Origin of the sequence: Legionella londiniensis (assembly GCF_001467825.1) — a bacterium.
In the GTDB taxonomy this organism is placed as follows: Bacteria; Pseudomonadota; Gammaproteobacteria; order Legionellales; family Legionellaceae; genus Legionella_A; species Legionella_A londiniensis.
On the sequence record NZ_LNYK01000010.1, the window covers coordinates 134,320 to 143,177 of the forward strand.

Consider the following 8,858-nt stretch of genomic DNA (forward strand, 5'->3'; position numbering starts at 1 on the left):
AATGAAGCTTCCGAAATAAATCGCTTCCGAAATGCCAGGAGTTTATCGTTATTTAACTGCCATATAGCAAGCGCTGAACAACGTGCTGATCGGAAAAATGAATTCGTTTTTTTCCGATTTGCTGATAAGATTCATGTCCTTTGCCGGCAATTAAAATAATATCGCCCGTCACGGCAATATTTAATGCCGTTTCAATGGCCTCTGCTCTATCAACCACAATTTTAGGCTTGGTTTCGGCATTGATGCCTGCTATGATTTCTTCAATAATACTCGAGGGATTTTCACTTCGGGGGTTGTCGCTTGTTACAATTACCTCATCCGCATAATCGCTTGCAATCCTGCCCATCATCGGTCTTTTTCCTTTATCGCGGTCTCCGCCGCAGCCAAAAACCACGATCAAGCGATTTTGTTTTAGCTTTCTCAGGGTCAAAAGAACATTTTCCAAAGCATCCGGAGTATGAGCATAATCAACAATCACACAAGGAGAGTCAGCAACCACCTCCATGCGTCCAGGCACTGCGCGCAATGTAGCCATGACAGCAATCACATCCTGGAGAGCCCCCCCATTCAGCAATAAATGACTGAAAATAGCCAAGGCATTATACAAATTAAACTCGCCAAGCATGGCAGTCTTTATCTCACATTTCCCCCAGGGAGATACGATATCAAGTATGCTGCCAGTCATGGTGGTATGAAAGCTTTGCGCATAAACATCACAACCTTTACGAAGGCCATAAGTCAATTTTTTACAACCCGCAGGCAATTGCCCAATCATCATTGGTGCATACTCATCATCCAAGTTGATAAGTGCGGACTGCAAGCTCGGCACTGCGAATAATTTTGCTTTTGCAAAAGCATAAGCTTCCATGGTGCGGTGAAAATCCAGGTGCTCGTGGCTTAAATTGGTATAAATGGCGTGTGAAAATTCGATGCCCTCTGTACGTTTTAATGATAAAGCATGAGAAGATACTTCCATACAAATTTGTTCAATATTTAAATCCTTATAGCTTTTCAGCAACTGATGCAGGCAAAGCGCATCAGGCGTCGTGTTGTTGAGCGGGTGTAAAGCAAAAGGCCTGCCTTCCCCTAGAGTGCCAATGTATGCAGCCTTTCGATTTAGACGCTCAAAGGCATGTGCCAATTGGTAGGCTATGGTGGTTTTTCCATTTGTGCCAGTGATACCCGTGATATTCAATGACCTGCTCGGATTCCCGTAAAAAATTTTCGCTATCCTCCCAAGTTTTTCTGCCAAATCTGAAACGGGAATACATGGAACATCCTGGTTGGAATGAAACGCATTGGCAATAGGAGCTTTCGCCTCATACAATATCGCTCTGGCACCTCTGGAGATAGCCTGAGCAATAAATAGCCTGCCATCCGCTTCGGCGCCAGGGTAAGCAACAAACAGATAGCCTGGCTTAATCATCCTGCTGTCGTTATGAATCCCCTTGATTTCTATATCGTAGGATGCATCACAATCTAATTCGGCCAAAATTTTACGAAAATTCATGATACAACATCCCCATGTGGCTGATCCGGTTCAATATCCAGTACCTGTAAAGCATCCCCCATAACCTTGGCAAATAGCGGGGCTGCAACCGCTCCGCCATAATAGCTCAAACGAGTCGGTTCATGAATAACCACCGCAACAATTAAACGGGGATTGGATACAGGGGCAATTCCAACAAATGATGCAATATGCCTGCTTGCCTCATATCCCTGTTTCCCGGCAATTCTTGCGGTACCTGTTTTACCAGCAACGCGGTAGCCTGGAACTTGCGCCTGCCTCCCTGTTCCTCCTGTGCCCACTACTTTTTCCATCATGGCAAGAACCTGACTTGCTGTTTTAGAACTCATTACCTGAACGCTTTGTATGGGCTCATCATAATGTAACAGTCGAATTGGCAAAATTCGCCCTCCGTTAGCAAAAACCAAATAACTTTTTGCCAATTGAAGGGCAGACACAGACATGCCATAACCAAAACCAAGTGTAGCCAATACAAACGGCTTGGCATCAGCTACCTGAGCTAAAAGACCATCTCCTTCACCCGGATATCCGCTTTCGGTGCGCTGCCCAATACCACAGCGCTTTAGCAATCCAATCAATTGTTCAGGCGGGCTTGCAAGAACCATTTTAGTTACGCCTATATTGCTTGAATGTTGCAAAACACCAGTAACATCCAAAACGCCAAAGTCACGTAAATCACGAATCACATGCCCCTGAAGCATCATCCAGCTTGGATGTGTGTCGATTAAACTGTCCGGTGTGAAATGGCCACTTTCCAAGGCGCTGGCTATGCTAAAAGGTTTCATGACCGAACCAGGCTCAAACAAATCAGTTATTGCCTTGTTACGGTAGCTGTCACGAGAATAGTGGTTTCTGACATTTGGATTAAAAGAAGGATAATTGGCTATCGCAAGCGCTTCGCCATTTTTTGCGTCCAGTACAACCACAGATCCCGCTTTTGCGGCAAATTTTTTGACAGTTTCCTGTAATTCACGATATGCAAAATATTGTATCCTGGAATCAATGCTCAAATTTAAATCATTTCCTGGACGAGGGTCTCGGATAATACCCAGTTCTTCAATGACTCTACCCAATCTATCTTTGACTACTCTTTTCTTACCACTGACCCCCATCAACCAGTGTTGATAAGCAAGCTCAATGCCTTCAATGCCATTATCATCCACATTTGTAAAACCAATCAGCTGAGCAGTAACCTCACCTTGCGGATAAAAGCGCTTAAATTCTTCTTGAAAAGAAATGCCATTAATCTCAAGGCCGGCTATTTTTTTCGCTAATGCCGGAGGCAGCTGCCGCTGCAGGTAGATAAATTCACGCTCCTGACTTTCCTTTACCCTTTTTAAAAGCTGACTTTTCGACAGGTTCAACAAGCGGGCCAGTTTCGTTAACTGCTGCTCGCTTGGGAAAAATTCTTTTGGGTTTATCCAGGCTGATTTGACTGGCGTGCTGACCGCAAGAGGTATGCCGTTGCGATCCGTAATCATTCCCCGGTAAGCAGGAATATCAATGGTACGTAAACTTCTGGCATCACCCTGGTTTAATAAAAACTGGCGATTCATAATAGTTAAATCATACATCCGCCAGATTAAGACGCATAAAATCAGGACAAAACAAAAGGAAACAAATAAAAACCGTGCACGATGGCGAAAAGTGTTCATTGTGCACGCAGATTAATCACTTGTTTGCCAGATGTAAAGCGCATTCCTAATTTTTCGATAGCGAGCTTTTGCACTCTGGCAGGAGAAGCAAGACTTGCCTGCTCCAACAGCAATTGCCCCCACTGCAGCTGTAAATGATGAGCCCTTTCTTCTGCCTGCTGCAGTTGATTAAACGTGATGCGATGTAAATTTGTGACATAAACCACAGCTAAGGCACTAAAGAATACAGAAAGGGCAAGTATGACTCGCAAACAAAATTGTCTTGATATGCGAATATCAGTAAATTGCCCCGTAAAAAAATTACTTTGATGAATCATTTTGGCTGCGGCATTCATGCTATTTTCTCTCCTATCCTAAGTACGGCGCTTCGGGCACGAACGTTTTGCATCACTTCATCGTATTTTGGTTTAATGGCTTTCCCTACCCGCTTGAAGCGGGCCTTTATTTCAGAACTCTTGACTGGAACATCAGGCGGCAGATACCCGCCCTGCTCTTTTTCACGCATAAATTGCTTAACCACTCTGTCTTCCAGGGAATGGAAACTGATGACAGCCAAACGGCCTCTTGGCGCGAGAATGTCAATACACTGTGCCAAACAGCGTTTTAAGTCCGCCAATTCCTGGTTGATATGAATCCTGATAGCCTGAAAGACTCTAGTAGCCGGGTGCTTGTGCTTTTCCCATTTTGGATTTGCCTCTTTTACAATCTCAGCTAAAATATCAGTAGTCACGATGGGTGCCTGTTCACGAGCCTTGACTATCGCCCGTGCAATTCGCCCGGCATATCGTTCCTCGCCATATTCGCGAAATATTCTGGCCATTTCATCAGGATGAGCCTCATTCACAAACTCAGAAGCGGTAAGCGCTTGCTTTTGATCCATCCGCATATCCAAAGGCCCTGCCTGCATAAAACTGAATCCTCGTTCAGGATTGTCAAGTTGTGGCGAAGACACGCCCAAATCAAGCAAAATACCATTAACCTTACCGACCACATCTTCCTGTTTGGCAATACTGCCTATTTCTGCAAAAGAGCCCTGGTGAATTGCAAAACGGGGATCTTGACCAAAAAGCTCTTTTGCATAACTGACAGCATCGTGATCTTTATCAATGGCAATTAACCTGCCCGCCTGACCTAATTGTCCAAGAATTGCTCTGCTATGACCGCCACGACCAAATGTTCCATCAACATAAATCCCGGAAGCCTCTATCGCTAAAGCCTCTAAAGATTCCTGCAATAGGACTGGTCGATGTGTTGTCATAAAATCGTTCCAACATTAAGCTAAATACCATATACAGTTCATCCCGACCGCAAAAAGCCAGAATTACAAAGAAAATGTTTTCATTTCATCAGGCAAGGCATCTGTCTCCGACGATTCCTCTGCCAGCCACTGCTCGCGCTTGGTTTGCCAGATTGACTCATCCCAAACCTCAAATTTATTGCCTTGCCCGATTAACACCACACGCTTTGCAAGGTGCGCATAATCGCGCAATAAAGCAGGCAACAAGATCCTTCCATTGTTATCAAGCTCCACATCGGTTGCATGGCCAATCAATAAGCGTTGAATACGCCGCGCTGCTTTATTAAAACTAGGCAGGCGCTGCAGATTATTTTCAATCACCTGCCACTCTTTGGCCGGGTACAGCAGCAAACAGGTTTCTTCGGTATCAATCGTCAAAACGAGCGATTTTCCTTCTTGCTCCAGCACGTCACGGTAACGCGCCGGAATGGCAAGCCGCCCTTTTCCATCAATGTTAATGGCGTTGATTCCACGAAACATGATTATTTTTTGTGGGAATAATCTCCCACAACTCTCCACTTTTTTTCTATTTTAAACCACTTTACTACACTATAGAAACACAATTTCCCATTCGTCAAGCCATGAAACAGTTTTTTCTAAAAAAATCATCAAGTTTAGGCGATTGAATAAACCTCTATCCATCATCGTGGTCATGTGAGGAGATTATTGGATGAAAAAAACCTTGCAAAAAGGCTTATGCCTGGTTTATTTCAAGAGCGATGCGAATGCCATGCAACACCAAATCCGGCATAAGATGATCATACAGGGAGTATTCTTCAAACATGGAAGCAAAACCGCCAGTGGCCAACACCAGGATGTCTTCATTCGGAAACGCTTCTTGCTTAATCTGATTGAGCAGCTCTCGACATGAGCCCAAGGCGCCAAAAAAAATGCCTGATTGAATGCTTGCGATTGTTGTTCTTCCAACAGGTTGTTTAACTTTAATAATTTCTACAGGCGGAAGTTTTGCGGTATTATTGGATAAGGCATCCACTGCCAGACGAACGCCAGGCATGATAGCGCCGCCTAAATAATTTTTTGCTTTATCGACAGCGCAAAATGTCGTAGCGGTGCCAAAATCAATCACAATGATATTTTTACCAGGAAACTTATGTGTCGCAGCAATAGCATTGGCAATCCTGTCAGCACCGACTTCCTGGGGGTTCTTGTATTTGATGTTCAATCCGGTTTTAACACCCACTTGCAGGAAAAAGGGCTCGGTGGAAAAATATTTTACACAAGCTGAGCGCAAGGAATAATCAAGCTGGGGTACCACAGAACAAATACCGATGCCAGTAATTGCTTCCGGCGAGCAATGGTTTTCCCGTAAGACACTTTTGAGAAAAATGCCCAACTCATCAGAAGTACTCATTTTTGAGGTGAGGCGAAAGCGTTGCCGAATAATATCGTCCGCAAACACACCGCCATAAATATGGGAGTTACCCACATCGATACAAAGAATCATGAAGAAAAAATCCGGATAGAAATCAGAATAACAAAGTCGGTCGATAAGCCGGGTTCTGTCGCGGACAATCATTCATCTGGGACAAACGTCACCGTTTGCCTCAAGCGACCTACCCGAATCCCACATGGGCCATGTGTTGCAATAAATTGCAATGGATTCCTATTTGGTCTTGCTCCAAGCGGGGTTTTCCATGCCATTGCTGTTACCAGCAATGCGGTGCGCTCTTACCGCACCATTTCACCCTTACCCACCCAAGATTGGACAGGCGGTATATTTTCTGTGGCACTTTCCGTAGGCTCGCGCCTCCCAGGTGTTACCTGGCGCTTTGCCCTGTGGAGCCCGGACTTTCCTCTCTCCGCGAATTGCGAAAAGCGATTGTCTGACCGACTTTGCAGTTAATGGTAGCAAAGTGACTAGCAAAAAACCAGAAAAAATGTAAAAATTTAAACTTCCCGTGTACCAATAAATTCATCATCAAAGTAGCGCTTAAGTTTGGTGCGCAAGGTTCCACGGCTAACTCCTAAAACCCGCGCTGCCTTAGATTGGTTGTAGCGGGTCAATTCCATCACCGTACGGAACAAAGGGGCTTCTACTTCTTCAACAATAAGCTGATATAAATTTAAATTTGCATCTTTACTGCTGGCTGTACTCAGGTATTTTTTAACCGCATTAATGACTTGTTGCGTTAAGGTATCGTGTTGTTCTGCATCTTGCATGACTACGCTCATTTTAAAATCTCCAATCAAAAATAATCATCATTCTTAAAGTATTGGTCGATGCTCGCCCTCTCCAAGCTATCCCGAATGCAGGGGAATATATCAGCATTTGGCATGGCACAAGCTCAGAGGGAGCCTTCGCCAATACTCAAGATGGTGAGGGTGAGTGTTATATTCATTGTATATGGCAATGAAAAACCAACTGATATCGAACATCATGATTCATATCATAACAAATGTCTCAAAGAGTGTAAATATTGTCTCAATGATATTCATTTATTAAGGGAAGCTTAAGCAATTTTAATGAAATAATCAAGTGCAAAATGCATAATTATAAATCATAGATTGTGCAATCAGCTCTCATGGCAGCTGCCGTGAGTGACAGGCCAAAAAACCCTAGAGTTTGGAATAACGATTATCTGGTTGTTGCTCATTGCATTCTTGAGAAGGAATTCTTTTAGTGGCAAAAAACACCATGGGTGATTTCTGGGAATTAACGGGGTTATCTAATAAATGTTCAATTTGCTGATAAAATTTTTCAATATGATATTCGCAGGGCTTGGGGTTAAAAAATAAGCTGATGTCTTTCTGGAAATAGTTGACTTGTTTCCCATATTTATCTTCAAGTTCTTTAAGAAATCCTGCCTGTTGCCTTTCTTCAATATCAACCTTTTTCAGATCAAACGGAATATAATTTTTACCGGGTTCTTCAAGATAAAATTTCTTCATCAATTCAGCGCGGATAAGTTTGCTGTTATCTGTCGAAATGACTTTTTTGTAATAATTATAAACAAATGAATTCAGTTCCTGAGCAAGGATTTCTTTTGTTAAAATCTTAAACATCGGATGCCCTAAAACAGAGTGAAACAAACGGCGTTTTATACCGCTGTAACAACTGGGGTTGTCTCCCTTTAAATCATCGTATTCCTCAAACGTTTTGTTTTTAAGCCGGTTTTCATCCCAATTGTGCGCTCGGCCAATTAATGCAAGCGATGTAATAAACTGTGCCTGCCGTTCCTCAATTGTGAAATTATCAATAGCTGGCGTTTCTTCATCACTCGCTGCCAGCCAAAAGTAAGCTATCATTTCCTGATAAGCCTCGAAATAAGCATAACCTTGCCCTCTTTGAGGGTTGCCGCAGACATATGAGGCATTTTTTGCCATCCAGTGGTTGGGCTTGGACAAAAAACGATAAGCGGTATGCGCGGTATGTTGGTAGTATGCTTTTAACGCATGGGCTTGAAACTCCTTTCTCGCATGGTCATTTAACTTTAAATCCGCTAACAGATCCTTAAAGTCATACCAATCAAGCGGTAAATTAATTTTCTTGTCAGCCAGCATGCAATATGCGGGAGCCTTTTGATAATTTTTTGCCAAATACTCTTTAAATTGTTTAAAAAAATTCTGCCCTCCTCCTTCTTTATCCAGTTTAGTTCGATAATGATCATAAACCCTGTCAAGGATTACTTGCTCAACATCAGTCAAGGCCTTCATTGATGATTCTTTATCTTGGGCAATTTCCCATAGGCCGCTTGTCCTGGTTTCAGGACTCGGTGATTCCAACATGGAAATATTAAGCATGATTTCAGTTGCCGTCTCGTTACGCACGCTCATGGCCAAGCGTAACAACTCGCTTTGAGCTTCACTTGCGAGATCCCTTCTGACAATATTTTGTATTTGAGGTATTGCCGCTAACCAACTGATCATCAAGTTATGGTTTTCTTCATTACGGCGAATTAAGTTTTTAAGCAGATAAAAAACATGATTGGCCTCGCTTTCACCAAGATCAATTAATTCCCCATTAGAACCATTTATCTGGATAGATTCCATTAAGGTCAAAATATATTGGTCAACATATGGATCCACATACTGTTGAAATTGATCCAGGTGGGATTCTGCATAGGCTAACACTTCCGTACAGGAAAGCAGTTTATATATTGCCATTTGTTTAACATCATCTGGCGAAGATTGTTGGCGAATTTCCTTGATATCATCCGCCGACATGGAGTGGGGTTCAAGCTTTTCCCATAGTTCTTTCAAATCCTTATCACCAAATAAAAGATTGGCATAAGGAATAATCAGTAAATCATAAGTATCCTGTGGATTGCTTTCGCCTAGGCTCAATCACCATTTAAATTGAATACAATAAAAAAATCCGTAAACTGTTATTTTTCACAATTTCAAGGGAATAGTAGTC

The 8,858-nt window shown here is 42.9% G+C and carries 8 protein-coding genes and 1 other RNA gene; all 9 read right to left on the reverse strand.

Annotation, left to right across the window (positions count from 1 at the left end; all coding sequences use genetic code 11):
* Positions 1-52: 52 nt before the first annotated feature.
* On the reverse strand, positions 53-1,510 hold the full coding sequence (locus Llon_RS03450; protein ID WP_058528673.1) for a UDP-N-acetylmuramoyl-L-alanyl-D-glutamate--2,6-diaminopimelate ligase: 1,458 nt from the start codon (positions 1,508-1,510) through the stop codon (positions 53-55).
* Positions 1,507-3,183, reverse strand: coding sequence for a peptidoglycan D,D-transpeptidase FtsI family protein (locus Llon_RS03455; protein ID WP_058528674.1), 1,677 nt, complete (start codon positions 3,181-3,183; stop codon positions 1,507-1,509). The genes Llon_RS03450 and Llon_RS03455 overlap by 4 nt, the downstream gene beginning before the upstream one ends.
* Positions 3,180-3,518: a cell division protein FtsL gene (gene ftsL / locus Llon_RS03460; RefSeq protein WP_058528675.1), complete on the reverse strand. Its 339-nt coding sequence runs from the start codon at positions 3,516-3,518 to the stop codon at positions 3,180-3,182. The genes Llon_RS03455 and ftsL overlap by 4 nt, the downstream gene beginning before the upstream one ends.
* Positions 3,515-4,441 carry a 16S rRNA (cytosine(1402)-N(4))-methyltransferase RsmH gene (gene rsmH, locus Llon_RS03465; RefSeq protein ID WP_058528676.1) on the reverse strand — a complete coding sequence of 309 codons (927 nt, stop codon included), beginning with the start codon at positions 4,439-4,441 and terminating at the stop codon, positions 3,515-3,517. The genes ftsL and rsmH overlap by 4 nt, the downstream gene beginning before the upstream one ends.
* A 63-nt stretch (positions 4,442-4,504) precedes the next feature.
* Entirely contained in the window at positions 4,505-4,960 is a 456-nt protein-coding gene (gene mraZ / locus Llon_RS03470) for a division/cell wall cluster transcriptional repressor MraZ (protein WP_058528677.1), read from the reverse strand.
* 214 nt (positions 4,961-5,174) lie between these two features.
* Complete coding sequence (locus Llon_RS03475) at positions 5,175-5,945, reverse strand: type III pantothenate kinase (protein WP_058528690.1); 771 nt, start codon at positions 5,943-5,945, stop codon at positions 5,175-5,177.
* Positions 5,946-5,973: 28 nt separating this feature from the next.
* Positions 5,974-6,336: RNase P RNA component class A (gene rnpB / locus Llon_RS03495), an RNA gene on the reverse strand.
* A gap of 52 nt (positions 6,337-6,388) precedes the next feature.
* Complete coding sequence (locus Llon_RS03480; protein WP_058528678.1) at positions 6,389-6,673, reverse strand: helix-turn-helix domain-containing protein; 285 nt, start codon at positions 6,671-6,673, stop codon at positions 6,389-6,391.
* Between the two features lie 384 nt (positions 6,674-7,057).
* A complete protein-coding gene (locus Llon_RS03490; protein WP_058528680.1) occupies positions 7,058-8,785 on the reverse strand; it encodes a hypothetical protein in 1,728 nt (575 codons plus the stop codon).
* Between the last annotated feature and the right edge of the window lie 73 nt (positions 8,786-8,858).

Coding starts and splice junctions, on each gene's coding strand:
- Llon_RS03450 (WP_058528673.1), bottom strand. CDS start 1,510: ATGAATTTTCGTAAAATTTTGGCCGAATTAGATTGTGATGCATCCTAC.
- Llon_RS03455 (WP_058528674.1), bottom strand. CDS start 3,183: ATGAACACTTTTCGCCATCGTGCACGGTTTTTATTTGTTTCCTTTTGT.
- ftsL (WP_058528675.1), bottom strand. CDS start 3,518: ATGAATGCCGCAGCCAAAATGATTCATCAAAGTAATTTTTTTACGGGG.
- rsmH (WP_058528676.1), bottom strand. CDS start 4,441: ATGACAACACATCGACCAGTCCTATTGCAGGAATCTTTAGAGGCTTTA.
- mraZ (WP_058528677.1), bottom strand. CDS start 4,960: ATGTTTCGTGGAATCAACGCCATTAACATTGATGGAAAAGGGCGGCTT.
- Llon_RS03475 (WP_058528690.1), bottom strand. CDS start 5,945: ATGATTCTTTGTATCGATGTGGGTAACTCCCATATTTATGGCGGTGTG.
- Llon_RS03480 (WP_058528678.1), bottom strand. CDS start 6,673: ATGAGCGTAGTCATGCAAGATGCAGAACAACACGATACCTTAACGCAA.